13 protein-coding genes, 19 tRNA genes, 3 rRNA genes and 3 pseudogenes are annotated in these 23783 nt (G+C 42.8%); 31 read left to right on the forward strand and 7 right to left on the reverse strand.

Features of this window, described 5'->3' with window-relative positions; translation table 11 throughout:
* Positions 1-124 precede the first annotated feature (124 nt).
* Both adhE and gap read left to right on the forward strand, forming a co-directional pair.
* Positions 125-2776, forward strand: a complete 2652-nt coding sequence (gene adhE, locus OVN21_RS00315; protein WP_267246834.1) for a bifunctional acetaldehyde-CoA/alcohol dehydrogenase — start codon at positions 125-127, stop codon at positions 2774-2776.
* Positions 2777-3092: 316 nt separating this feature from the next.
* Positions 3093-4100, forward strand: a complete 1008-nt coding sequence (gap, locus tag OVN21_RS00320; RefSeq protein WP_050142225.1) for a type I glyceraldehyde-3-phosphate dehydrogenase — start codon at positions 3093-3095, stop codon at positions 4098-4100.
* A gap of 67 nt (positions 4101-4167) precedes the next feature.
* On the opposite strand, the gene OVN21_RS00325 is transcribed toward gap, so the two are convergent.
* Positions 4168-5043 carry an RluA family pseudouridine synthase gene (locus tag OVN21_RS00325; RefSeq protein WP_323743835.1) on the reverse strand — a complete coding sequence of 292 codons (876 nt, stop codon included), beginning with the start codon at positions 5041-5043 and terminating at the stop codon, positions 4168-4170.
* Positions 5044-5129: 86 nt separating this feature from the next.
* Between OVN21_RS00325 and pbp2a the strand changes: the two genes are divergently transcribed.
* The 5 genes from pbp2a (at position 5130) to OVN21_RS00350 (ending at position 8900) form a co-directional block, all read left to right on the forward strand.
* Positions 5130-7325 carry a penicillin-binding protein PBP2A gene (gene pbp2a / locus OVN21_RS00330; protein WP_267246835.1) on the forward strand — a complete coding sequence of 732 codons (2196 nt, stop codon included), beginning with the start codon at positions 5130-5132 and terminating at the stop codon, positions 7323-7325.
* A gap of 52 nt (positions 7326-7377) precedes the next feature.
* Entirely contained in the window at positions 7378-7530 is a 153-nt protein-coding gene (gene rpmG / locus OVN21_RS00335; RefSeq protein WP_267246836.1) for a 50S ribosomal protein L33, read from the forward strand.
* Positions 7531-7539: 9 nt separating this feature from the next.
* On the forward strand, positions 7540-7716 hold the full coding sequence (secE, locus tag OVN21_RS00340) for a preprotein translocase subunit SecE (protein ID WP_267246837.1): 177 nt from the start codon (positions 7540-7542) through the stop codon (positions 7714-7716).
* 53 nt (positions 7717-7769) lie between these two features.
* A complete protein-coding gene (gene nusG / locus OVN21_RS00345; protein WP_267247279.1) occupies positions 7770-8306 on the forward strand; it encodes a transcription termination/antitermination protein NusG in 537 nt (178 codons plus the stop codon).
* Positions 8307-8426: 120 nt separating this feature from the next.
* Positions 8427-8900, forward strand: a complete 474-nt coding sequence (locus OVN21_RS00350) for a sigma-70 family RNA polymerase sigma factor (RefSeq protein WP_267246838.1) — start codon at positions 8427-8429, stop codon at positions 8898-8900.
* A gap of 252 nt (positions 8901-9152) precedes the next feature.
* Here the strand turns inward: OVN21_RS00350 and OVN21_RS00355 are convergent.
* A pseudogene (locus tag OVN21_RS00355) lies at positions 9153-10117 on the reverse strand (transposase).
* A gap of 196 nt (positions 10118-10313) precedes the next feature.
* Here OVN21_RS00355 and OVN21_RS00360 point away from each other — a divergent pair.
* The 22 genes from OVN21_RS00360 to OVN21_RS00465 all read left to right on the forward strand — a co-directional run bounded on the left by OVN21_RS00360 (position 10314) and on the right by OVN21_RS00465 (position 17042).
* Positions 10314-10385: transfer RNA gene (locus OVN21_RS00360), tRNA-Glu, on the forward strand.
* 230 nt (positions 10386-10615) lie between these two features.
* Positions 10616-12163 (forward strand): 16S ribosomal RNA (locus tag OVN21_RS00365).
* A gap of 51 nt (positions 12164-12214) precedes the next feature.
* Positions 12215-12287: transfer RNA gene (locus OVN21_RS00370), tRNA-Ala, on the forward strand.
* Between the two features lie 121 nt (positions 12288-12408).
* Positions 12409-15309, forward strand: a 23S ribosomal RNA gene (locus OVN21_RS00375).
* A 76-nt stretch (positions 15310-15385) separates the two neighbouring features.
* Positions 15386-15501 (forward strand): 5S ribosomal RNA (gene rrf / locus OVN21_RS00380).
* The 16S, 23S and 5S rRNA genes sit together here with 19 tRNA genes alongside, the layout of an rRNA operon.
* 32 nt (positions 15502-15533) lie before the next feature.
* Positions 15534-15606 (forward strand) — tRNA-Val (locus OVN21_RS00385).
* Positions 15607-15610: 4 nt separating this feature from the next.
* Positions 15611-15683, forward strand: a tRNA-Asp gene (locus OVN21_RS00390).
* 24 nt (positions 15684-15707) lie between these two features.
* Positions 15708-15780, forward strand: a tRNA-Lys gene (locus OVN21_RS00395).
* A 5-nt stretch (positions 15781-15785) separates the two neighbouring features.
* Positions 15786-15867, forward strand: a tRNA-Leu gene (locus OVN21_RS00400).
* 12 nt (positions 15868-15879) lie between these two features.
* Positions 15880-15952, forward strand: a tRNA-Thr gene (locus tag OVN21_RS00405).
* A 27-nt stretch (positions 15953-15979) separates the two neighbouring features.
* Positions 15980-16051, forward strand: a tRNA-Gly gene (locus OVN21_RS00410).
* Between the two features lie 7 nt (positions 16052-16058).
* Positions 16059-16144, forward strand: a tRNA-Leu gene (locus OVN21_RS00415).
* A gap of 11 nt (positions 16145-16155) precedes the next feature.
* Positions 16156-16229, forward strand: a tRNA-Arg gene (locus OVN21_RS00420).
* Between the two features lie 15 nt (positions 16230-16244).
* Positions 16245-16318: transfer RNA gene (locus OVN21_RS00425), tRNA-Pro, on the forward strand.
* Between the two features lie 5 nt (positions 16319-16323).
* A tRNA-Met gene (locus OVN21_RS00430) sits at positions 16324-16397 on the forward strand.
* 13 nt (positions 16398-16410) lie between these two features.
* A tRNA-Ile gene (locus OVN21_RS00435) sits at positions 16411-16484 on the forward strand.
* 11 nt (positions 16485-16495) lie between these two features.
* Positions 16496-16585, forward strand: a tRNA-Ser gene (locus tag OVN21_RS00440).
* A gap of 10 nt (positions 16586-16595) precedes the next feature.
* Positions 16596-16669, forward strand: a tRNA-Met gene (locus tag OVN21_RS00445).
* Positions 16670-16673: 4 nt separating this feature from the next.
* Positions 16674-16746, forward strand: a tRNA-Phe gene (locus OVN21_RS00450).
* Positions 16747-16762: 16 nt separating this feature from the next.
* Positions 16763-16833, forward strand: a tRNA-Gly gene (locus OVN21_RS00455).
* A gap of 33 nt (positions 16834-16866) precedes the next feature.
* Positions 16867-16940, forward strand: a tRNA-Ile gene (locus tag OVN21_RS00460).
* A 14-nt stretch (positions 16941-16954) separates the two neighbouring features.
* A tRNA-Ser gene (locus tag OVN21_RS00465) sits at positions 16955-17042 on the forward strand.
* 183 nt (positions 17043-17225) lie between these two features.
* Here the strand turns inward: OVN21_RS00465 and OVN21_RS00470 are convergent.
* Positions 17226-18398, reverse strand: a pseudogene (locus tag OVN21_RS00470) (IS110 family transposase).
* 240 nt (positions 18399-18638) lie between these two features.
* On the reverse strand, positions 18639-19577 hold the full coding sequence (birA, locus tag OVN21_RS00475; protein WP_267246839.1) for a bifunctional biotin--[acetyl-CoA-carboxylase] ligase/biotin operon repressor BirA: 939 nt from the start codon (positions 19575-19577) through the stop codon (positions 18639-18641).
* A 272-nt stretch (positions 19578-19849) separates the two neighbouring features.
* Here birA and OVN21_RS00480 point away from each other — a divergent pair, with 272 nt between their 5' ends.
* Positions 19850-21043 carry an O-antigen ligase family protein gene (locus OVN21_RS00480; RefSeq protein WP_267247280.1) on the forward strand — a complete coding sequence of 398 codons (1194 nt, stop codon included), beginning with the start codon at positions 19850-19852 and terminating at the stop codon, positions 21041-21043.
* Positions 21044-21187: 144 nt separating this feature from the next.
* Positions 21188-21541, forward strand: coding sequence for a hypothetical protein (locus tag OVN21_RS00485; protein ID WP_267246840.1), 354 nt, complete (start codon positions 21188-21190; stop codon positions 21539-21541).
* Positions 21542-21658: 117 nt separating this feature from the next.
* On the opposite strand, the gene OVN21_RS00490 is transcribed toward OVN21_RS00485, so the two are convergent.
* The 3 genes and pseudogenes from OVN21_RS00490 to OVN21_RS00500 form a co-directional block, all read right to left on the reverse strand.
* The gene (locus OVN21_RS00490; RefSeq protein ID WP_323743919.1) at positions 21659-22177 is read right to left on the reverse strand and encodes a transposase; all 519 of its coding nucleotides are present in this window, start codon (positions 22175-22177) and stop codon (positions 21659-21661) included.
* Positions 22174-22437 (reverse strand): transposase, encoded by a 264-nt coding sequence (locus OVN21_RS00495; protein WP_267246841.1) that lies wholly within the window; start codon positions 22435-22437, stop codon positions 22174-22176. The genes OVN21_RS00490 and OVN21_RS00495 overlap by 4 nt, the downstream gene beginning before the upstream one ends.
* A gap of 73 nt (positions 22438-22510) precedes the next feature.
* Positions 22511-23571, reverse strand: a pseudogene (locus tag OVN21_RS00500) (transposase).
* Positions 23572-23783 lie beyond the last annotated feature (212 nt).

The following is a 23783-nucleotide window of genomic DNA, read 5'->3' on the forward strand; positions in this document are numbered from 1 at the left end:
CAATCTTAGAAAAATTCTTTGTGAAATGCTTATGAAACTGTTTACAAAGCATAAAAAAAGAGTTATAATATACTTGTGAAAAAATTAACAAAGGATTACATCCTTAAAGGCTATGGAGGATAATATGGCTGATAAAAAAATAGTAACACCAGAGGAAAAACAACTTGCTGCTGAAAAGCATGTCGATGGTCTCGTGAAAAAAGCCCTGGTTGCGCTTGATGAAATGTGCAAGTTGAACCAAGAGCAAGTTGACTACATCGTAGCAAAAGCGTCTGTTGCAGCACTTGATGCGCACGGTATCCTTGCACAACACGCAGTTGAAGAAACTGGTCGTGGCGTATTTGAAGATAAGGCGACAAAAAATCTATTTGCCTGTGAACACGTAGTGAACAATATGCGTGGAGTTAAAACAGCTGGAGCTATCGAAGATGATCCAATTACAGGTTTGACGAAGATTGCGGAGCCAGTTGGAGTTATTTGTGGTATCACTCCAACAACAAACCCAACTTCAACAGCAATTTTCAAATCATTGATTGCTTTGAAGACACGTAACCCAATTGTTTTCGCCTTCCACCCATCAGCTCAAGAATCTTCTGCTCATGCTGCACAAATCGTTCGCGATGCAGCCATCGCAGCCGGTGCACCTGAAAACTGTGTTCAATGGATTACAGAGCCATCTATGGAAGCAACTGGGGCACTTATGAACCACGAAGGTGTTGCGACTATCCTCGCAACTGGTGGGAATGCTATGGTTAAAGCTGCATACTCATGTGGAAAACCAGCTCTTGGGGTAGGTGCCGGAAACGTTCCTGCCTATGTAGAAAAATCTGCTGACCTTCGTCAAGCAGCTCATGACATCGTTATGTCTAAATCGTTTGATAATGGGATGGTCTGTGCATCAGAACAAGCGGTTATCATTGATAAAGAAGTGTATGATGAATTTGTAGAAGAATTCAAATCATATCACACTTACTTTGTAAACAAGAAAGAAAAAGCGCTTCTTGAAGAATTCTGTTTCGGCGTGAAGGCAAACAGCAAAAATTGTGCAGGTGCTAAACTAAACGCAAACATCGTTGGTAAACCAGCGGCATGGATTGCAGAACAAGCAGGATTCAGCGTTCCAGAAGGAACAAACATCTTGGCTGCAGAATGTGCAGAAGTAGGACCAAAAGAACCATTGACTCGTGAAAAATTGTCACCAGTTATCGCTGTCCTAAAAGCTGAAGATACAGAAGATGGTCTTAAAAAAGCTCGTCAAATGGTTGAGTTTAACGGACTTGGTCACTCAGCAGCTATCCATACAAAAGACGAAGCTCTTGCTAAACGCTTTGGTACAGAAATCAAAGCAATGCGTATTATCTGGAACTCTCCATCTACTTTCGGTGGTATCGGTGACGTATACAATGCCTTCATTCCATCATTGACACTTGGATGTGGTTCATATGGACACAACTCAGTCGGTGATAACGTGAGTGCGATCAACCTTCTAAACATCAAGAAAGTAGGGAAACGTAGAAATAATATGCAATGGTTTAAAGTTCCTTCAAAAATTTACTTCGAACGCAATTCTATCCAATACCTTCAAACATGTGAAGATATTGAACGCGTTATGATTGTTACAGACAAATCGATCGAAAAACTTGGCTTTGTTCAACGGGTTATCGATCAATTGAATGCACGTAGCAACCGTGTAACAATCCAAGTCTTCTCAGATGTTGAACCAGACCCAGATATCACAACTGTAGAACGTGGTGCTGAAGTGATGAGAGCGTTTGAACCGGATACAATTATTGCTCTTGGTGGTGGTTCTCCAATGGACGCGGCCAAAGTAATGTGGCTCTTCTACGAACAACCAGAAATCGACTTCCGTGACTTGGTTCAAAAATTCATGGACATCCGTAAACGTGCCTTCCGCTTCCCATCACTTGGTAAGAAAGCGAAATACATTGGTATTCCAACAACTTCAGGTACAGGTTCAGAAGTAACGCCATTTGCCGTTATCTCTGATAAGAAAAACAACCGCAAATACCCATTGGCTGACTACTCATTGACACCAACTATTGCCATTGTTGACCCTGCTTTGGTTGAATCAGTTCCAGACTTCATCGCTGCGGATACAGGTATGGACGTCTTGACTCACGCGACTGAAGCCTACACTTCAAACTTCGCTAACGACTATACAGACGGTATCGCCCTTCAAACAATCAAACTTGTCTTTGAATGGTTGGAAAGATCTGTTAAGACAGCTGACCCAGAAGCACGTGAAAAAATGCATAATGCATCTACAATGGCTGGTATGGCCTTCGCTAATGCCTTCCTTGGCATGAGCCACTCAATGGCCCACAAGATTGGAGGAGTTCACCATACAGTTCACGGACGTACAAACGCAATCTTGCTTCCATACGTTATCCGTTACAACGGAACTCGTCCATCTAAGACGACTACATGGCCTAAGTACAACTACTGGAAAGCTGATGAAAAATTCCAAGACATCGCGAAAATGCTTGGCTTGCCTCACTCAACTCCAGAAGAAGCAGTTGAAGCTTATGCCAAAGCAGTTTACGATCTTGGTGAAGCAGTTGGAATTACAATGAATTTCAAAGGCTTTGGTATCGATGAAAAAACTTGGAAAGACAGCTTGCATGAGATTGCCTTGCTTGCTTACGAAGACCAATGTTCACCTGCAAACCCACGCTTGCCGATGGTAGCTGACATGGAAGAAATCATGGCAGATGCTTACTATGGTTATAAAGAACGTCCAGGACGTTGTAAATAATCGTTTATCAGCCTAGAGGCAGGAAATATCCTGTCTCTTTTTTGTGAACTCAGATAGACCTGGAATTAAGGTTGAGTGTGGAAATGGGGATAATATACGGACATTATAAAAGATTGTAGGGATATATTTAAAAATTAAAAAATAAGTGAATGAAAAGGAGTGGAAAAGTAGAAAAGCAAGAGAGAAAATCGACGCCCATACTTGCAATTAAACTCAAATAGTTATATAATAGGTTTGTTGAAAGGTGATTTGTAGTGATTCAAGTTACTTTTTTCACAATAAAAATTTCATGATTTTCATAAGGAGGAAATCACTAATGGTAGTTAAAGTTGGTATTAACGGTTTCGGACGTATCGGTCGTCTTGCTTTCCGTCGTATCCAAAACGTAGAAGGTGTTGAAGTTACTCGTATCAACGACCTTACAGATCCAGTTATGCTTGCACACTTGTTGAAATACGACACAACTCAAGGTCGTTTCGACGGTACTGTTGAAGTTAAAGAAGGTGGATTTGAAGTTAACGGTAAATTCATCAAAGTTTCTGCTGAACGTGATCCAGAACAAATCGACTGGGCTAACGACGGTGTAGAAATCGTTCTTGAAGCTACTGGTTTCTTTGCTAAGAAAGCAGCTGCTGAAAAACACCTTAAAGGTGGAGCTAAAAAAGTTGTTATCACTGCTCCTGGTGGAAACGACGTTAAAACAGTTGTATTCAACACTAACCACGACGTTCTTGATGGTACTGAAACAGTTATCTCAGGTGCTTCATGTACTACAAACTGCTTGGCTCCTATGGCTAAAGCTCTTCAAGACAACTTTGGTGTTGTTGAAGGATTGATGACTACTATCCACGCTTACACTGGTGACCAAATGATCCTTGACGGACCACACCGTGGTGGTGACCTTCGCCGTGCTCGCGCTGGTGCTGCAAACATCGTTCCTAACTCAACTGGTGCTGCGAAAGCTATCGGTCTTGTAATCCCAGAATTGAACGGTAAACTTGACGGATCTGCACAACGCGTTCCAACTCCAACTGGATCAGTTACTGAATTGGTAGCAGTTCTTGAAAAGAACGTTACTGTTGATGAAGTGAATGCAGCTATGAAAGCAGCTTCAAACGAATCATACGGTTACACAGAAGATCCAATCGTATCTTCAGATATCGTAGGTATGTCTTACGGTTCATTGTTTGACGCAACTCAAACTAAAGTTCTTGACGTTGACGGTAAACAATTGGTTAAAGTTGTATCATGGTACGACAACGAAATGTCATACACTGCACAACTTGTTCGTACTCTTGAATACTTCGCAAAAATTGCTAAATAATTCTTGAGTCGATAGAAAGCAAGGCCCTTGGTCTTGCTTTTTAAATATTTAAAAATGGATGAGACAATCATCCATTCTTTTTTAATTCTGTTTCAAAAGTATTTGAGAGGGCAGTAAAACTCAATTTTTCTAAGGTGAGTGGATGGGTAAAAGAAAGGTGAAAGGCATGAAGCATAAGCCGACTTGTTTTTGATTTACTATTATAGAGAGGGTCGCCTAAGATAGGATGCTCGTGATGAGAGAGGTGAACACGAATCTGATGCGTTCGACCGGTCTTTAGCTTGCAACGAACCAGAGAAGTCTTATTTGGGAATTGCTTTAATCGACTGATATGCGTTTCAGCATATTGCCCATTTTGGGGATCTACTACTCGTTTTCTGCGATCGTGTCGATTACGGCCAATTTTATCTCGAAAGACAAGTTCTTTGCTCTCTACTCGCCCTTCTACGAGTGTCCAGTACTCGCGAGCAATTTCTTTTTTCTCCAACAAGCGATTAAGAATGGGTAGGATAAAAGGATTTTTAGCAAAAAGCACTAAACCACTTGTTTCCATATCTAGGCGATGAATGACATAGCAAGTCTGCCCAATGTAGGCAGAGACATGATTGAGAAGAGCGATTTCGTTTGGCTGATTACCGTGAGTTTTCATACCCTCGGGTTTATTGACGATAATAAGATGTTGATCTTGATAAACTTCTTGAACGAGGTCTGGATTTCCCCAAAGTATTTCCTTGTTGGGATAATCTTCCTCGTCGAAAGTCAACTGGCAAACATCTCCAGGATTCACCATCTCGTTCCAGTGAACTTCTTCTTGGTTTATCAAAATATGTTTCTTGATTCTCAAAAAATGTCGGATTTTTCTAGGAATGAGGAGTTGCTCCTCTAGTAATTGCTTAACCGTCATTGGAGGTAAAGAGGCTGGTAATGTAAATGTGAATTTCATACAGATATTGTAACAAAAAAAGCCCTATTTGGATAGGAAATAGCTAAATTCTTGTCTTCCTATGATGAAGATGATAAAATAAACGCATGAAATTAGATAAATTATTCGAGAAATTTCTTTCTCTTTTTAAAAAAGAAATAAGTGAATCAGAGGATTCTGGGTCTACTAGCTTGCGTCGTTCTCGCAGTGATCGAAAAAAATTGGCCCAAGTGGGTCCGATTCGAAAATTCTGGCGTCGCTATCATTTAACAAAGATTGTCCTTATACTAGGTTTGAGTGCAGGCTTGCTGGTTGGAACCTATTTGTTTGCTGTTGCCAAATCAACCAACGTCAATGATTTGCAAAATGCCTTGAAAACTCGAACTCTCATTTTTGACCGTGAAGAAAAGGAGGCTGGTGCCTTGTCTGGTCAAAAGGGAACCTACGTTGAACTGACTGACATCAGTAAAAATTTGCAGAATGCTGTTATTGCAACTGAAGACCGTTCTTTCTATAAAAACGACGGGATTAACTATGGTCGCTTCTTCTTGGCTATTGTCACTGCTGGTCGTTCAGGTGGTGGTTCTACTATTACCCAACAGCTGGCTAAAAACGCTTATTTGTCACAGGATCAAACTGTCGAGAGAAAAGCGAAAGAATTTTTTCTAGCCTTAGAGTTAACAAAAAAATATAGCAAGGATCAGATTTTAACCATGTACCTTAACAACGCCTATTTTGGAAATGGTGTGTGGGGCGTAGAAGATGCAAGTAAGAAATACTTTGGAGTTTCTGCGTCAGAAGTGAGTTTGGATCAAGCTGCGACTCTGGCAGGGATGCTCAAGGGGCCGGAATTGTATAATCCCTTGAATTCCGTAGAGGATTCAACCAATCGTCGCGATACTGTCTTGCAAAATATGGTTGCGGCGGGATATATTGATAAAAATCAAGAAACCGAAGCTGCTGAAGTTGATATGACTTCGCAATTGCACGATAAGTATGAAGGAAAAATCTCAGATTACCGCTATCCTTCTTACTTTGATGCGGTGGTTAACGAAGCCGTTTCCAAGTATAATCTAACAGAGGAAGAAATTGTTAATAATGGCTACCGCATTTATACAGAGTTGGATCAAAACTACCAAGCAAATATGCAGGTCGTCTATGAAAATACCGTACTATTTCCGAGGGCAGAAGATGGAACATTTGCTCAATCAGGAAGTGTAGCACTCGAACCAAAAACAGGAGGAGTTCGTGGGGTTGTCGGTCAGGTTGCTGATAATGATAAAACTGGATTCCGCAATTTCAACTATGCCACTCAGTCTAAGCGTAGCCCTGGCTCTACAATTAAGCCTTTAGTTGTTTATACGCCTGCAGTAGAAGCAGGATGGGCCTTAAACAAGCAATTGGATAATCATACGATGCAGTACGATAGTTATCAAGTGGACAACTATGCAGGGATCAAAACGAGTCGAGAAGTTCCTATGTATCAAGCCTTGGCAGAATCGCTTAATCTACCTGCTGTTGCCACTGTTAATGATTTGGGTGTCGACAAGGCTTTTGAGGCAGGCGAAAAATTCGGACTCAACATGGAAAAGGTCGACCGTGTTCTTGGTGTCGCCTTGGGAAGCGGTGTTGAAACCAACCCTCTTCAAATGGCTCAAGCATACGCTGCCTTTGCAAATGAAGGTTTAATGCCTGAAGCTCATTTTATTAGTAGAATTGAAAATGCTAGTGGACAAGTTATTGCGAGTCATAAAAATTCACAAAAACGGGTGATTGATAAGTCTGTAGCTGACAAGATGACCAGTATGATGTTGGGGACTTTCACCAACGGTACCGGTATTAGTTCATCGCCTGCAGACTATGTCATGGCAGGGAAAACTGGAACAACTGAAGCAGTTTTCAATCCGGAGTACACAAGTGACCAGTGGGTAATTGGTTATACTCCGGATGTAGTGATTAGCCACTGGCTTGGCTTTCCGACCACTGATGAAAACCACTATCTAGCTGGCTCTACTTCAAACGGTGCAGCTCATGTCTTTAGAAACATTGCCAATACCATTTTACCTTATACGCCAGGAAGTACCTTTACAGTTGAGAATGCTTATAAACAAAATGGGATTGAACCAGAAAATACGAAAAAACAAGCTATTGAAAATGAGATAAACCAGTCTGAGGACCCGATAGGAGATATTCGTAGTCGTGCACAAAATCTTGTAGATGAAGCAGGACGTGCGATTTCAGAAGCTAAGATAAAAGAAAAAGCCCAGACTATATGGGACTCATTCCTTAATCTATTTCGTTAAGAGGCTTGTCAAAGCCTAGGTTTCTTGTTATAATAGATAAGATGGAGGCGTTATGGTACTAAAAAAAGCAAGCCTAGCTTGTGCAGTTTGTGGTTCAAGGAATTACTCAATCAAAATTAGTTGGAACCCCAAGCCAACACGACTAGAAGTAAATAAATTTTGTAAACATTGTGGGAAATATACAACACATAGAGAAACGAGATAGGAGAGGAAGATGGGCTTTATTAAGGATATTTTTAAACTTCTTAAAGAAACAACGTGGCCAACTCGCAAGGAAAGCTGGAGAGATTTTCGCTCTATTATGGAATACACAGCCTTCTTTGTGGTAATCATTTACATTTTTGACAAGTTGATTGTTTCAGGTTTGATTCAATTTATTAACATTTTTTAGAAGAAAAGCGGAGGATTCCTGCTAGCTTTCTTCTATATATGAAAGGAAATATCATGGATAGTTTTGACAAGGGATGGTTTGTTCTACAAACTTATTCTGGCTATGAAAATAAGGTAAAAGAAAATCTATTGCAACGTGCGCAAACGTATAACATGTTGGATAATATTCTACGCGTTGAAATTCCAACACAAACCGTGCAAGTTGAGAAAAATGGAAAGAAAAAGGAAGTTGAGGAGAATCGCTTTCCAGGTTATGTCCTTGTAGAAATGGTCATGACCGATAAAGCATGGTTCGTTGTTCGAAACACACCGAACGTAACAGGATTCGTCGGGTCTCACGGTAACAGATCAAAACCAACGCCACTATTGGAACAAGAAATCCGTGATATTCTGGTTTCAATGGGACAAACCGTTCAAGAGTTTGATATTGACGTTGAAGTTGGTCAGACTGTCCGCATCATTGATGGCGCTTTTGCAGACTACACAGGTAAAATTACCGAAATTGATAACAACAAAGTGAAGATGATTATCTCTATGTTTGGTAATGATACGATTGCAGAAGTAAACCTAAACCAAATTGCAGAATTATAACCCCAGAGAGGCCTTGCCTCTCTTTTTATGTGCCGTTGAGAGAGGAAGAAGTATAGAATAGAGGAAATAGACCCATGGGTTCGTGCATTTTGCTAAACTAAATGCAGAAAGGAGAGGTCTATGAATATGAAAGAACTATACGAAGAAACGAAGGGGATTGTCCATAAGTGTCGCAAAGATTATCATCTACATCTGTGGGAGAAAGAAGACTGGGACCAGGAGGGCATGATGTGCCTCTATGAGCTGGTCAGTCACCATCCAGAGTTACTAGAAGATGAACGACATCGATTATATGTCTGCTTTAAAACAAAATTCCGGAATCGTATTTTAGATTATATCCGTAAACAGGAAAGTCACAAGCGTCGTTTCAACAAAGAACCCTATGAAGAGGTGAGTAAGATTAGCCATCGTCTAGGAGAAAAAGGACTCAGACTGGATGATTATTATCTTTTTCACGAACTTCTAAAGACTTACAAATCCAAGCAAAGTGAGGAGAAACAAGAGTTAGTGGACCGTCTCATGGGAGGGGAAGTCTTCAGAGGACGTAAAGCTCTTCTAAGAGAACTTTCCATTATCTTTTCAGAATTTCGATAAAAGGCTAAATTCCCAAACTAAGTTCCACCGCTAGTAGAAGTGGAAGTTGATCTGAAAAATTCTAAAAACCAGTGGAAATCCGTGTCAGGCTAAGTTCCACTGGTTTTACTCATGCTTGATTTCATCGCTTTTGTAGCCAAAAGGAATCGAAAAAAGAGGGCACAAAATCCCCTCATCTGAAAGCATTTCAGATTAAGTTCCGCTATGGTGGAAGTTAGAGTGAGACGTTTGAATGGGGTTGAAGGTTCGTTTTTAGAACCTATATTGAAGTAATTTAGAAGATTGACAGCCGTCTTCTGCAGGTATTTTAGAAATACCAAGAAGCTTAGGAATCCCTTCTCCGTAAGTAAAGGCAAAGAGTTCATAGGCTGACTCTCCATTCAAAGCAGCTCGTTTGACACTGTTGACATGCGAACAGACGAGATGGATGTCCTCTTGAATGAAGTTATCAGAGGAAGTTCCTTTAGGTAGAAGGTCGCGAATCAGCGTGTGAATGTTCTCAATTCTCCCTTTCTGGTCAGAGCGATTAGGGTCACAAAAGAAGAGTTTACTTTCTCCTCGAATATCCATTTCGATGTCATCGCCCCTGGCAAACTCTCCACCATTATCGGTAAGAATGACGGGAAAGGGTTGGAAAAAGTCTTTGTTCGCTTGGTGAAGAGTGTTCTTAATATCATGAGGTGTTTGGTAACCGCAAGGGCAGTTTGATTCTCCAGCAGCCTAGCGAAGATAAAGTTACAGAAGGAAAGATTGAAGGTGACTAGGATTTTACCTCCCATTCTGCCCATAACCGTGTCCATTTCCAGCCATGAGTCTAGTTGATTCAGGGCTAAATAGATTTGAAAATCCTCAGAGGAACGGTTTTTTAGCTTCTTTAGGGATGGAAGGTAGCTTATTTTTCCGTCTTTCTTTAAATTTAACGGCTCTGGCTAGGTCAATAGGAGCGATAGATAGGTATCCTTTTCGGAGTCCCAGAAAGTCTGAGAATTGAGAGGAGTTCCTTCACGAGCCTCGACAAGAGTTTGTTCGTATTGTTGAGGACAAGGAAGGTTATCACATGTAGATTCTCTAACTTGTCTGTTTCGTTTGACTTCTTTTGAAACAGTAGTTGGGTCTTTTAGAATGGATTGTCCAATAGCTTTGAAGGTTTCACCGCGCTCTAAGCCTAGTTGGATATCATTACGGTCTGAAAGGGTAAGGTGTTTCTGTTTGGTCAGAGTAGACCTCATTTCTAACTCAAACGTCTCACACTTAATTCCACCATAAAAATCCGTTTTAGACGAATTTCCACTTCGATCAGGAAAGTGGAAGTTACTTTGAGAAATTACCGAAAATAAAAAATCAAATTCACTGAAAAAAAGTTCTTGACAAAGGGGGAAAAGTAGGTATAATAGAAAGAGTTGAAAGGCTCAAGGTCCGTTGGTCAAGGGGTTAAGACACCGCCTTTTCACGGCGGTAACACGGGTTCGAATCCCGTACGGACTATGAGTGTATCGTGGTAGAAAAAAACTTGAAAAAAGTTTAAAAAAACTGTTGACAGAGACAGGGAGCTGTGATATACTAATATAGTTGTCGCTTGAGAGAGTGAGTGACAAAGACCTTTGAAAACTGAACAAGACGAACCAATGTGCAGGGCACTATAACTAAGGTTATAGTACTGAACAATGAAAAAACAATAAATCTGTCAGTGACAGAAATGAGTGAGAACTCAAACTTTTAATGAGAGTTTGATCCTGGCTCAGGATGAACGCTGGCGGCGTGCCTAATACATGCAAGTAGAACGCTGAAGAGAGGAGCTTGCTCTTTTTGGATGAGTTGCGAACGGGTGAGTAACGCGTAGGTAACCTACCTGGTAGCGGGGGATAACTATTGGAAACGATAGCTAATACCGCATAAAATGGATTATCGCATGATAATCCATTGAAAGGTGCAAATGCATCACTACCAGATGGATCTGCGTTGTATTAGCTAGTTGGTGAGGTAACGGCTCACCAAGGCGACGATACATAGCCGACCTGAGAGGGTGATCGGCCACACTGGGACTGAGACACGGCCCAGACTCCTACGGGAGGCAGCAGTAGGGAATCTTCGGCAATGGACGAAAGTCTGACCGAGCAACGCCGCGTGAGTGAAGAAGGTTTTCGGATCGTAAAGCTCTGTTGTAAGAGAAGAACGAGTGTGAGAGTGGAAAGTTCACACTGTGACGGTATCTTACCAGAAAGGGACGGCTAACTACGTGCCAGCAGCCGCGGTAATACGTAGGTCCCGAGCGTTGTCCGGATTTATTGGGCGTAAAGCGAGCGCAGGCGGTTAGATAAGTCTGAAGTTAAAGGCTGTGGCTTAACCATAGTACGCTTTGGAAACTGTTTAACTTGAGTGCAAGAGGGGAGAGTGGAATTCCATGTGTAGCGGTGAAATGCGTAGATATATGGAGGAACACCGGTGGCGAAAGCGGCTCTCTGGCTTGTAACTGACGCTGAGGCTCGAAAGCGTGGGGAGCAAACAGGATTAGATACCCTGGTAGTCCACGCCGTAAACGATGAGTGCTAGGTGTTAGACCCTTTCCGGGGTTTAGTGCCGCAGCTAACGCATTAAGCACTCCGCCTGGGGAGTACGACCGCAAGGTTGAAACTCAAAGGAATTGACGGGGGCCCGCACAAGCGGTGGAGCATGTGGTTTAATTCGAAGCAACGCGAAGAACCTTACCAGGTCTTGACATCCCTCTGACCGCTCTAGAGATAGAGTTTTCCTTCGGGACAGAGGTGACAGGTGGTGCATGGTTGTCGTCAGCTCGTGTCGTGAGATGTTGGGTTAAGTCCCGCAACGAGCGCAACCCCTATTGTTAGTTGCCATCATTTAGTTGGGCACTCTAGCGAGACTGCCGGTAATAAACCGGAGGAAGGTGGGGATGACGTCAAATCATCATGCCCCTTATGATCTGGGCTACACACGTGCTACAATGGCTGGTACAACGAGTCGCAAGCCGGTGACGGCAAGCTAATCTCTTAAAGCCAGTCTCAGTTCGGATTGTAGGCTGCAACTCGCCTACATGAAGTCGGAATCGCTAGTAATCGCGGATCAGCACGCCGCGGTGAATACGTTCCCGGGCCTTGTACACACCGCCCGTCACACCACGAGAGTTTGTAACACCCGAAGTCGGTGAGGTAACCGTAAGGAGCCAGCCGCCTAAGGTGGGATAGATGATTGGGGTGAAGTCGTAACAAGGTAGCCGTATCGGAAGGTGCGGCTGGATCACCTCCTTTCTAAGGATAAGGAACTGCACATTGGTCTTGTTTAGTCTTGAGAGGTCTTGTGGGGCCTTAGCTCAGCTGGGAGAGCGCCTGCTTTGCACGCAGGAGGTCAGCGGTTCGATCCCGCTAGGCTCCATTGGTGAGAGATTACCAAGTAATGCACATTGAAAATTGAATATCTATATCAAATAGTAACAAGAAAATAAACCGAAACGCTGTAGTATTAAAAGAGTTTCTGACTGAAAGGTCAAAAATAAGGTTAAGTTAATAAGGGCGCACGGTGGATGCCTTGGCACTAGGAGCCGAAGAAGGACGTGACAAACGACGATATGCCTTGGGTAGCTGTAAGTAAGCAATGATCCAGGGATTTCCGAATGGGGGAACCCAACAGGTACTACCTGTTACCCATATCTGTTAAGGATGTGAGGAGGAAGACGCAGTGAACTGAAACATCTAAGTAGCTGCAGGAAGAGAAAGCAAAAGCGATTGCCTTAGTAGCGGCGAGCGAAACGGCAGGAGGGCAAACCGAAGAGTTTACTCTTCGGGGTTGTAGGACTGCACTGTGGACTCAAAGATTATAGAAGAATGATTTGGGAAGATCAGCCAAAGAGAGTAAAAGCCTCGTATTTAAAATAGTCTTTGTACCTAGCAGTATCCTGAGTACGGCGGGACACGAGAAATCCCGTCGGAATCTGGGAGGACCATCTCCTAACCCTAAATACTCCCTAGTGACCGATAGTGAACCAGTACCGTGAGGGAAAGGTGAAAAGCACCCCGGGAGGGGAGTGAAATAGAACCTGAAACCGTGTGCCTACAACAAGTTCGAGCCCGTTAATGGGTGAGAGCGTGCCTTTTGTAGAATGAACCGGCGAGTTACGATATGATGCGAGGTTAAGTTGAAGAGACGGAGCCGTAGGGAAACCGAGTCTGAATAGGGCGCATTAGTATCATGTCGTAGACCCGAAACCATGTGACCTACCCATGAGCAGGTTGAAGGTGCGGTAAGACGCACTGGAGGACCGAACCAGGGCACGTTGAAAAGTGCTTGGATGACTTGTGGGTAGCGGAGAAATTCCAAACGAACTTGGAGATAGCTGGTTCTCTCCGAAATAGCTTTAGGGCTAGCGTCGACATAAAGATTCTTGGAGGTAGAGCACTGTTTGGGTGAGGGGTCCATCCCGGATTACCAATCTCAGATAAACTCCGAATGCCAAAGAATTGTGGTCGGCAGTCAGACTGCGAGTGCTAAGATCCGTAGTCGAAAGGGAAACAGCCCAGACCACCAGCTAAGGTCCCAAAATAATTGTTAAGTGGAAAAGGATGTGGGGTTGCACAGACAACTAGGATGTTAGCTTAGAAGCAGCTATTCATTCAAAGAGTGCGTAATAGCTCACTAGTCGAGTGACCCTGCGCCGAAAATGTACCGGGGCTAAAACAATTTACCGAAGCTGTGGATACCTTTATAGGTATGGTAGGAGAGCGTTCTATGTGTGGAGAAGGTGTACCGTGAGGAGTGCTGGAACGCATAGAAGTGAGAATGCCGGTATGAGTAGCGAAAGACAGGTGAGAATCCTGTCCACCGTAAGACTAAGGTTTCCAGGGGAAGGCTCGTCCGCCCTGGGTTAGTCGGGACCTAAGGAGAGACCGAAAGGTGTATCCGATGGACAACAGGTTGATATTCCTGTACTAGAGTATGTAGTGATGGAGGGACGCAGTAGGCTAACTAAAGCAGACGAATGGAAGTGTCTGTCTAAGCAGTGAGGTGTGAATTGAGTTAAATGCTTAGTTCTATAACATTGAGCTGTGATGGGGAGCGAAGTTTAGTAGCGAAGTTAGTGACGTCACACTGCCAAGAAAAGCTTCTAGCGTTTAAACATACTCTACCCGTACCGCAAACCGACACAGGTAGTCGAGGCGAGTAGCCTCAGGTGAGCGAGAGAACTCTCGTTAAGGAACTCGGCAAAATGACCCCGTAACTTCGGGAGAAGGGGTGCTGACTTTAAGTCAGCCGCAGTGAATAGGCCCAAGCAACTGTTTATCAAAAACACAGCTCTCTGCTAAATCGTAAGATGATGTATAGGGGGTGACGCCTGCCCGGTGCTGGAAGGTTAAGAGGAGTGCTTAGCGTAAGCGAAGGTATGAATTGAAGCCCCAGTAAACGGCGGCCGTAACTATAACGGTCCTAAGGTAGCGAAATTCCTTGTCGGGTAAGTTCCGACCCGCACGAAAGGCGTAATGATTTGGGCACTGTCTCAACGAGAGACTCGGTGAAATTTTAGTACCTGTGAAGATGCAGGTTACCCGCGACAGGACGGAAAGACCCCATGGAGCTTTACTGCAGTTTGATATTGAGTGTCTGTACCACATGTACAGGATAGGTAGGAGTCTAAGAGATCGGGACGCCAGTTTCGAAGGAGACGCTGTTGGGATACTACCCTTGTGTTATGGCCACTCTAACCTGGATAGGTGAACCCTATCGGAGACAGTGTCTGACGGGCAGTTTGACTGGGGCGGTCGCCTCCTAAAAGGTAACGGAGGCGCCCAAAGGTTCCCTCAGAATGGTTGGAAATCATTCGCAGAGTGTAAAGGTATAAGGGAGCTTGACTGTGAGAGCTACAACTCGAGCAGGGACGAAAGTCGGGCTTAGTGATCCGGTGGTTCCGTATGGAAGGGCCATCGCTCAACGGATAAAAGCTACCCTGGGGATAACAGGCTTATCTCCCCCAAGAGTTCACATCGACGGGGAGGTTTGGCACCTCGATGTCGGCTCGTCGCATCCTGGGGCTGTAGTCGGTCCCAAGGGTTGGGCTGTTCGCCCATTAAAGCGGCACGCGAGCTGGGTTCAGAACGTCGTGAGACAGTTCGGTCCCTATCCGTCGCGGGCGTAGGAAATTTGAGAGGATCTGCTCCTAGTACGAGAGGACCAGAGTGGACTTACCGCTGGTGTACCAGTTGTCTTGCCAAAGGCATCGCTGGGTAGCTATGTAGGGAAGGGATAAACGCTGAAAGCATCTAAGTGTGAAACCCACCTCAAGATGAGATTTCCCATGATTATATATCAGTAAGAGCCCTGAGAGATGATTAGGTAGATAGGTTAGAAGTGGAAGTGTGGCGACACATGTAGCGGACTAATACTAATAGCTCGAGGACTTATCCAAAGTAACTGAGGATACAAAGTGTGAGGTTTACTTGGTATTTGATAGATATTCAATTTTGAGTAGGTATTACTCAGAGTTAAGTGACGATAGCCTAGGAGATACACCTGTACCCATGCCGAACACAGCAGTTAAGCCCTAGAACGCCGGAAGTAGTTGGGGGTTGCCCCCTGTGAGATATGGAAGTCGCTTAGCAAGAGGAGTCAGGGAGCTGACTCCACTCTTTTGGGAGTTTAGCTCAGCTGGGAGAGCATCTGCCTTACAAGCAGAGGGTCAGCGGTTCGATCCCGTTAACTCCCATATAGGTCCCGTAGTGTAGCGGTTATCACGTCGCCCTGTCACGGCGAAGATCGCGGGTTCGATTCCCGTCGGGACCGTTTAAGGTAACGGAAGTTATTTTAGACTCGTTAGCTCAGTTGGTAGAGCAATTGACTTTTAATCAATGGGTCACTGGTTCGAGCCCAGTACGGGTCATATTTGCGGGTTTGGCGGAATTGGCAGACGCACCAGATTTAGGATCTGGCGCTTAACGGCGTGGGGGTTCAAGTCCCTTAACCCGCATAATAGAAAGCAGCCGGCTTAGCTCAGTTGGTAGAGCATCTGATTTGTAATCAGAGGGTCGCGTGTTCAAGTCATGTAGCCGGCATTTTTTTATATAGAATAAGAGGTCGATGCGAACGTAGTTCAGTGGTAGAACACCACCTTGCCAAGGTGGGGGTCGCGGGTTCGAATCCCGTCGTTCGCTTAGAGAGGCCGGGGTGGCGGAACTGGCAGACGCACAGGACTTAAAATCCTGCGATTGGTAACGATCGTACCGGTTCGATTCCGGTCCTCGGCATATAATGATGAGCACCCTTAGCTCAACTGGATAGAGTACCTGACTACGAATCAGGCGGTTAGAGGTTCGACTCCTCTAGGGTGCATTTTTTTATTTGACGCGGGAAGTAGCTCAGCTTGGTAGAGTACTTGGTTTGGGACCAAGGTGTCGCAGGTTCGAATCCTGTCTTCCCGATTTATGGCGGTGTAGCTCAGCTGGCTAGAGCGTCCGGTTCATACCCGGGAGGTCGGGGGTTCGATCCCCTTCGCCGCTATAATGATTTTGTTGGACCTTTAGCTCAGCTGGTTAGAGCTCTCGGCTCATAACCGAGTGGTCGTAGGTTCAAGTCCTACAAGGTCCATTGTAAATAATGGGGGATTACCCAAGTCCGGCTGAAGGGAACGGTCTTGAAAACCGTCAGGCGTGTAAAAGCGTGCGTGGGTTCGAATCCCACATCCTCCTTTTATATTAACGCGGGATGGAGCAGCTCGGTAGCTCGTCGGGCTCATAACCCGAAGGTCGTAGGTTCAAATCCTGCTCCCGCAATATTGGCTCGGTAGCTCAGTTGGTAGAGCAATGGATTGAAGCTCCATGTGTCGGCGGTTCGATTCCGTCTCGCGCCATATTTTACTTTATTAAGCGGGTGTAGTTTAGTGGTAAAACTACAGCCTTCCAAGCTGTTGTCGCGAGTTCGATTCTCGTCACCCGCTTTGAACGAAAGTTCATACCAAGTTTTCAAACTTGGGCGCGTAGCTCAGGTGGTTAGAGCGCACGCCTGATAAGCGTGAGGTCGGTGGTTCGAGTCCACTCGTGCCCATTAACCCATTAATAGGAGAATTACTCAAGAGGCTGAAGAGGACGGTTTGCTAAATCGTTAGGTCGGGTAACTGGCGCGGGGGTTCGAATCCCCCATTCTCCGTACGTTAAGAGGCTCTTTTCTACTATTTGTCAAGTATATCAAAGGGTTTAAGTAAAAAAGAGAGAAGACAGTAGCTATTCTGAGGTTACTGTCTTATTTTTACCACTTATTGCTCCATGCTAAAAAACACCTCATCTGGTATTTTTTGAAACAAGGTGTTATAATAATACGACATAGACAGCCTTATCGATTTTGGGTCAGAGAGTAATCGTAAAGTTTGTTATGCGTAATGAGGTAATACATTGTTCGAATGAGACGATGTATAGAGGCAATCGCATGTGGCTTGGTTGAAGCTATTGTTGCTTGTCTTTTTCGTTTCTCATAAAAGTCGGCGATATGGCAGGGATTGGTATGACGAGCTGAAGCGATGTTATGAATGGACTTGAACAAGATTTTTTTGGCAGAGGGATTCCCTCGTTTAGTAATGTGTTCCTTGGCTTGGCGAGAAAGTTCCCAGATTCATAGTGTCTCAGGTCAATGCCAATGAAAGCGTTGCTTTGATTGGTAGACTGAAAGCGACGAATATCTCCCAATTCGCCAATGATAGATGTCGCTGTGGTTTCTGCGATGCCAGAAATTGAACGTAAGATGTCATACTCTGGTAAAGGCTGAGCTAGAGCGACCATGTCATCTAAGACAAGCTGTCTGCGTTCAGAAAGACGAAGCAATTTTTGAGCATAGAAACGAAGCTCTTCCAGCATTGGAGAGATTTTCTTGACCGCACAAAAAGATTGTTTAGCGAGTTTTATAAGTTTATCAGTCAGGTAAGCAATAGGCTTTTCAGGGATTCGTTTGGAGGTAGATTGACGGACGATTTTCCACAATTCACTTTGAGATAGGCTTACTACAAACTCTTTGCATGGAAAAGCCATCACTAAATTCCAATATGGCTCTCCAGTTGGTGTGGATAAGAGATTTTCCAATTCAGGAAAGGTGACTTGTAAGACCTTGTGTAGACGGTTTTTAGCTCGAACAATGATTTTGATAGAAAGGACTTAAATCACGCAGGTGTTGATGCACGTAAGTTTGTTTACGATTGTGCACAAGCTGAGAATGAGCCAACTTTTCAGCGTCAATTTTGTCTGTTTTACGAACTCGCAGACTGTCCAATTGCTTCTTAGCTTCCAGAGGATTCAGCTGTGTATAAGCGTAGTCGTATTCCTCAAGAAAGGCTCGAAGACGCCTAGAATAGACAAATATAATCTCAGGGTTATGAACAGTTTTCAAGTCGTTCAAAAGACGATTGAAGCTAATGGGGTCATTGAGCCTAGTGTAGCCATGACTCTTCTCACCGTTGACTAAAATTGCCACTTCAGAACTTGCCTTACTCACATCAATCCCAAATACTGTAGGCATGATATTACCTCTTTTGTCTTGAATAATTCCGTGTTTTAGTGATTTTATTTTCAATACGCGACGTCTAGCGCCAAAGAGCCCTACGACTTTACAAGACACCTTTACTTTAACATAAAGAAAAAGTAGTGAGTACTCTCTCCCGTCGGAGATTTTCTCACTACTAATCTTAGTATGTTTGTCAACTGTAATGGGTTGAAGTCAGCTAAGAACGAGAAAGGACAAATTTCGTCCTTTCTTTGTTTATTGCCAACTAGTTAGAGATATTTCTCCGCTATTTAGCCAGATAGTATGTTTATCTTCAAGTTCGACTTGAAGTTTCCCAGATTCTGAGATTGTTTTTGCAAGACCTTTTTTTACTTTTCCATCTTGCTGGAAGGTAACTTCTTTTCCAAGAACGATTGATCTTTCTTTATAGATATAAAGTAGCTCATTTGGATTCGTATTGTAGAAACAATTCCATATTTCGCTGATGAGCTCATTACGACTAATTGGTGCAGGTGGCATAAATAGGCTGCCTGCTTTTTCTTTTAGGTCATCTGGGAAGTCTGCTATAGAAAAATTTATACCAAGTCCGATAATGACATCTGTAACCAAGCCTGTCTCAACTGATGTCAGTGCTTCGGTGAGGATACCTACCATCTTTTTATTTTTAAAGTAGATGTCATTTACCCATTTGATATCTACTTCTATCATAGTTAGATTTTTAATGACTTTGTAGACTGCAGCAGCTACAAGAAGAGTATAGGAAGGGAGTTTTTCATAGGGAAGATTGGGTTGAATATGCAGGGACATATAGATTCCGCCCTGAGATGGAGAATAGTAGGGACGCTGAAAGCGGCCACGACCTGCTGTTTGACAGGTTGAAAGATAGAGTGTATTTCCTTCGTTTCCAGCTTCAATCCCTTCTTTTGCATCTGTTTGTGTTGATTTGGTCTCAGGTTTGTAGCGAATGGTTAAGTTGGTTTTCTCCTGAATCAAATCAGGTAATATCAGATCGCCTTGAATAAGCTTGTATCCTCTATTTTTGATACTGTCAATTTCTAGGCCTTCTTGTTGAAGACGTTGGATAGCTTTCCATATGGATGTACGACTTAAATTCAGTTCTTCTCCGATTTTTTCTCCGCTAACATAATCGTTTTCTCTAGCTAATATTTGGTAGACTAGTTGGTGTGATTTCATATTGTTTTCCTCTATACAGATTTGTTCTACAGTGATTTTTATAGCTTTCTTTTATTCTACCATAGCTTTCTTTAATTTAGGAAAATGAATAGTTGTAGGGGAGCAATAATTGCTTTGTAATATTTCTCTCTTTAAAAAATTTTTCTAAATATTCACTGATTTTTTCTTATTGGTAGCGTGTTCATTATTCCCAAGTGACGGAAAAAATGGTAGAATATAAAGATAGTTTAGCATTTATCTTCTGGAGAAATCCAGAACAGAAAGGATCCGTTTTGAAATCAATTGGATTACTGGATAAGATAAGAGGGCTTTCGAAAAAAGATTTCTTTTTGTATTTGATGACCATAAGTATCTTTTTACCTTTTTATTTGTTTTTAGCGCTCTTTGCTTTATATTTGATAGGTTTACTTGTTACTGGGGAGATGAAGGAGATTATCAAAGGATTAATCAAACATCCTGTACTTCTCTTTTTTATTGCCTACAGTAGTATCATCTCTATCGTTGCCAAGAACTGGCTTGGATTGGTTGCATCTTTACTGATGTTTCTCTTCCTCATTTTCTTTAGTTTTTATCAAAAACGTCTGACACATGCTTTCTTTCGACTGATACTGCAGACAATCTTGTTTGGTAGTGTGCTCTCTGCGGCTTTTGCTACCTTGGAGCATTTCCAAATTGTAAAGAAATTTAATTATGCCTTTCTTTCGCCCAATATGCAAGTATGGCACCAGAACCGTGCAGAGGTGACCTTCTTTAATCCTAACTACTATGGGATTATCTGTTGCTTCTGTATTATGATTGCCTTTTATCTCTTTACAACGACGAAGTTAAGATGGTTGAAAGTCTTTTGTGTTCTAGCAGGTTTTGTAAATCTATTTGGTTTGAATTTTACGCAAAATAGAACAGCCTTTCCTGCCATCATCGCTGGTGCCATCATTTATCTCTTTACAACCATTAAAAACTGGCGCGCCTTCTGGCTCAGTATTGGAGTTTTTGGGATTGGCCTTTGTTTCCTCTTCTCAAGCGATTTGGGTGTTCGTATGGGAACGCTAGATTCTTCAATGGAGGAGCGTGTTTCAATCTGGAATGCCGGTATGACTTTGTTTAAACAAAATCCGATCTGGGGTGAGGGACCACTGACCTATATGAATTCCTATCCGAGAATTCATGCACCTTACCACGAGCATGCACATAGTCTTTACATTGATACTATCTTAAGTTATGGTTTGATTGGAACCATTCTCCTATCCATTTCTTCGGTTATCCCGGTTCACATGATGATGGATATGAGTCAGGAGTCTGGTAAACGACCAATTATCGGTCTTTATCTCTCCTTCCTGACAGTAGTTGCTGTACATGGAATTTTTGACTTGGCTCTCTTTTGGATTCAGTCAGGATTCATCTTCTTGCTGGTTATGTGCAGTCTACCACTGGAACATCGAACCTTGGTGTCTGAAATGGTAGATTAAGCTACTCAAGAACGGAGATCTTCTACTCTAGGTGGGAGGTCTTTTTTGTTGGTGAAAATTATTTCTAAATCGAAGTAGTTGACGGATAGAACAATCGACCTTACAATAGAGAAAATGCGATATAGAAATAAATTGGAGGCGAAAATGAATCAGGTTAAAGAGGCAAAGCAATTATTGAATGAGGCAGATACGATTTTGATAGGGGCTGCTGCTGGATTATCAACTGCTGCAGGTTTAGATTATGTAGGTCAGAGATTCCAGCAATATTTTTCAGATTATATAGAAAAATATGGTATGACCGATATGTATTCTGTTGGATTTTATCCTTTTCAAACTTTGGAAGAAAAGTGGGCATACTGGTCACGACATGTATTATTAAACCATTATGGCGAAAGTTTGCCTCTATATCAGGATTTATACAATCTTGTAAAAGAGAAGGAATATTTTGTCATGATGACGAATGTGGACGGTCAGTTTGAAAAGGCTGGATTTGATTGAGAACGATTGTTTGAAATTCAGGGGAACTATAGTGCGTTTCAATGCTCAGTTCCTTGTCATCGAAAAGTATACTCAAACGAGGAAGCTATCAAGAAAATAGTGAAGGTAAGTCAAAATTTAGAACCTGTATTCACAAAATGATAGAGCCTTTAAAAGCCGATTAATGTGTGAAAGTTTGACAAAAGCAAGCTCTGACGATACGGATTTTTCAACATCCTTAGCTAATCTTCGAGAGTGATTCAACCAAGAAAAAGTTCGCTCAACAACCCAAGGTTTGGGGATGATTTGCCAGCTGGCCTTGATTTTTTCAGAAATACCTACTGGGCAACCAAACTCCTTCACCATCATCTCCTCAGAGCTTTTACGATAACCAGCATCGGCTGAAAAAGTCTTGATGGTTGGGAATTGTAGCATCACTTTGCGAGCCACTAAAAAGCCTGATTTTGTGTCGTGCAAATGAGCTGCATGAACCACCACATCAAGAAGATTTCCCATAGTATCCACAAGGATGTGGCGCTTCCTCCCTTTGACTTTCTTACCGCCATCAATCCCACGTTCCTCTGCAGCATCTGTTGTTTTCACGCTTTGAGAATCAATGATAGCATAGGTTGGAGGGGCTGCTCTACCAGCTTTCAGTCGCTTTTTTTAACCAGTTCCGTCAAAATGGTGTCCCACAAACCGCTCTCTCTGGCACGACGAAAGAAACTCCAGACAGTTAGGGAAGGAGGGAAATCATGAGGGAGCATGCGCCATTTGCAACCTGTTTTAGTGATATACAAGGTGGCGTTCACGAGTTCTCGTTTAGACCACTTATAGGTGCGATGTTGGGAGAAATAGGGTTCAAGTTTAGCCCATTCTTGATCGGTTAAATCGGTATCATATGTTTTTCGTATCATATCTTTAGTTTAACATTTTTTGTGAATACAGATTCTTAGAGTGAGACGTTTGAATGGGGTTGAAGGTTCGTTTTTAGAACCACTGTTGAAGCAATTTAGAAGATTGACAGCCGTCTTCTGCAGGTATTTTAGAAATGCCGAGAAGCTTAGGAATCCCTTCTCCGTAAGTAAAGGCAAAGAGTTCATAGGCTGACTCTCCATTCAAAGCAGCTCGTTTGACACTGTTGACATGCGAACAGACGAGATGGATGTCCTCTTGAATGAAGTTATCAGAGGAAGTTCCTTTAGGTAGAAGGTCGCGAATCAGCGTGTGAATGTTCTCAATTCTCCCTTTCTGGTCAGAGCGATTAGGGTCACAAAAGAAAAGTTTACTTTCTCCTCGAACATCCATTTCGATATCATCGCCCCTGGCAAACTCTCCACCATTATCGGTAAGAATGACGGGAAAGAGTTGGAAAAAGTCTTTGTTCGCTTGGTGAAGAGTGTTCTTAATATCATGAGGTGTTTGGTAACCGCAAGGGCAGTTTTATTCTCCAGCAGCCTAGCGAAGATAAAGTTACAGAAGGAAAGATTGAAGGTGACTAGGATTTTACCTCCCATTCTGCCCATAACCGTGTCCATTTCCAGCCATGAGTCTAGTTGATTCAGGGCTAAATAGATTTGAAAATCCTCAGAGGAACGGTTTTTTAGCTTCTTTAGGGATGGAAGGTAGCCTATTTTTCCGTCTTTCTTTGAATTTAACGGCTCTGGCTAGGTCAATAGGAGCGATAGATAGGTATCCTTTTCGGAGTCCCAGAAAGTCTTGGAATTGAGAGGAATTCCTTCACGAGCCTCGACAAGAGTTTGTTCGTATTGCTTTTGAGCTTGTTTAGCAAGGTAGAAGATTTTTTTAAATCCGCAATTTTGTCTTCTTTTAGGGCAATCATTACAGACAGAGGGAACTTTATCGAGTAAAGTGCAAGGAAGGTTATCACACGTAGACTCTCGGCCTTGTCTATTTCTTTTGACTTCTTTTGAAACAGTAGTTGGGTCTTTTAGAATGGATTGTCCAATAGTTTTGAAGGTTTCATCGCGCTCTAAGCCTAGTTGGACATCATTACGGTCTGAAAGGGTAAGGTGTTTCTGTTTGGTCAGAGTAGATCTCATTTCTAACTCAAACGTCTCACACTTAATTCCACCATAAAAATCCGTTTTAGACGAACTTCCACTTCGGTCAGGAAAGTGGAAGTTACTTTGAGAAGTTACCAATTTAAGAAAAACGAGCATTTTTTACGCAATAATGTTCGTTTTTTTATGTGAATGTGGTATAATGGATAAAATATCAAAATTAAATGGAATGGTAAATA

Source organism: Streptococcus sp. Marseille-Q5986 (assembly GCF_946902915.1).
Classification (GTDB): Bacteria; Bacillota; Bacilli; order Lactobacillales; family Streptococcaceae; genus Streptococcus.

Coding starts and splice junctions, on each gene's coding strand:
- adhE (WP_267246834.1), top strand. CDS start 125: ATGGCTGATAAAAAAATAGTAACACCAGAGGAAAAACAACTTGCTGCT.
- gap (WP_050142225.1), top strand. CDS start 3,093: ATGGTAGTTAAAGTTGGTATTAACGGTTTCGGACGTATCGGTCGTCTT.
- OVN21_RS00325 (WP_323743835.1), bottom strand. CDS start 5,043: ATGAAATTCACATTTACATTACCAGCCTCTTTACCTCCAATGACGGTT.
- pbp2a (WP_267246835.1), top strand. CDS start 5,130: ATGAAATTAGATAAATTATTCGAGAAATTTCTTTCTCTTTTTAAAAAA.
- rpmG (WP_267246836.1), top strand. CDS start 7,378: ATGGTACTAAAAAAAGCAAGCCTAGCTTGTGCAGTTTGTGGTTCAAGG.
- secE (WP_267246837.1), top strand. CDS start 7,540: ATGGGCTTTATTAAGGATATTTTTAAACTTCTTAAAGAAACAACGTGG.
- nusG (WP_267247279.1), top strand. CDS start 7,770: ATGGATAGTTTTGACAAGGGATGGTTTGTTCTACAAACTTATTCTGGC.
- OVN21_RS00350 (WP_267246838.1), top strand. CDS start 8,427: ATGAATATGAAAGAACTATACGAAGAAACGAAGGGGATTGTCCATAAG.
- birA (WP_267246839.1), bottom strand. CDS start 19,577: ATGAAATCACACCAACTAGTCTACCAAATATTAGCTAGAGAAAACGAT.
- OVN21_RS00485 (WP_267246840.1), top strand. CDS start 21,188: ATGAATCAGGTTAAAGAGGCAAAGCAATTATTGAATGAGGCAGATACG.
- OVN21_RS00495 (WP_267246841.1), bottom strand. CDS start 22,437: ATGATACGAAAAACATATGATACCGATTTAACCGATCAAGAATGGGCT.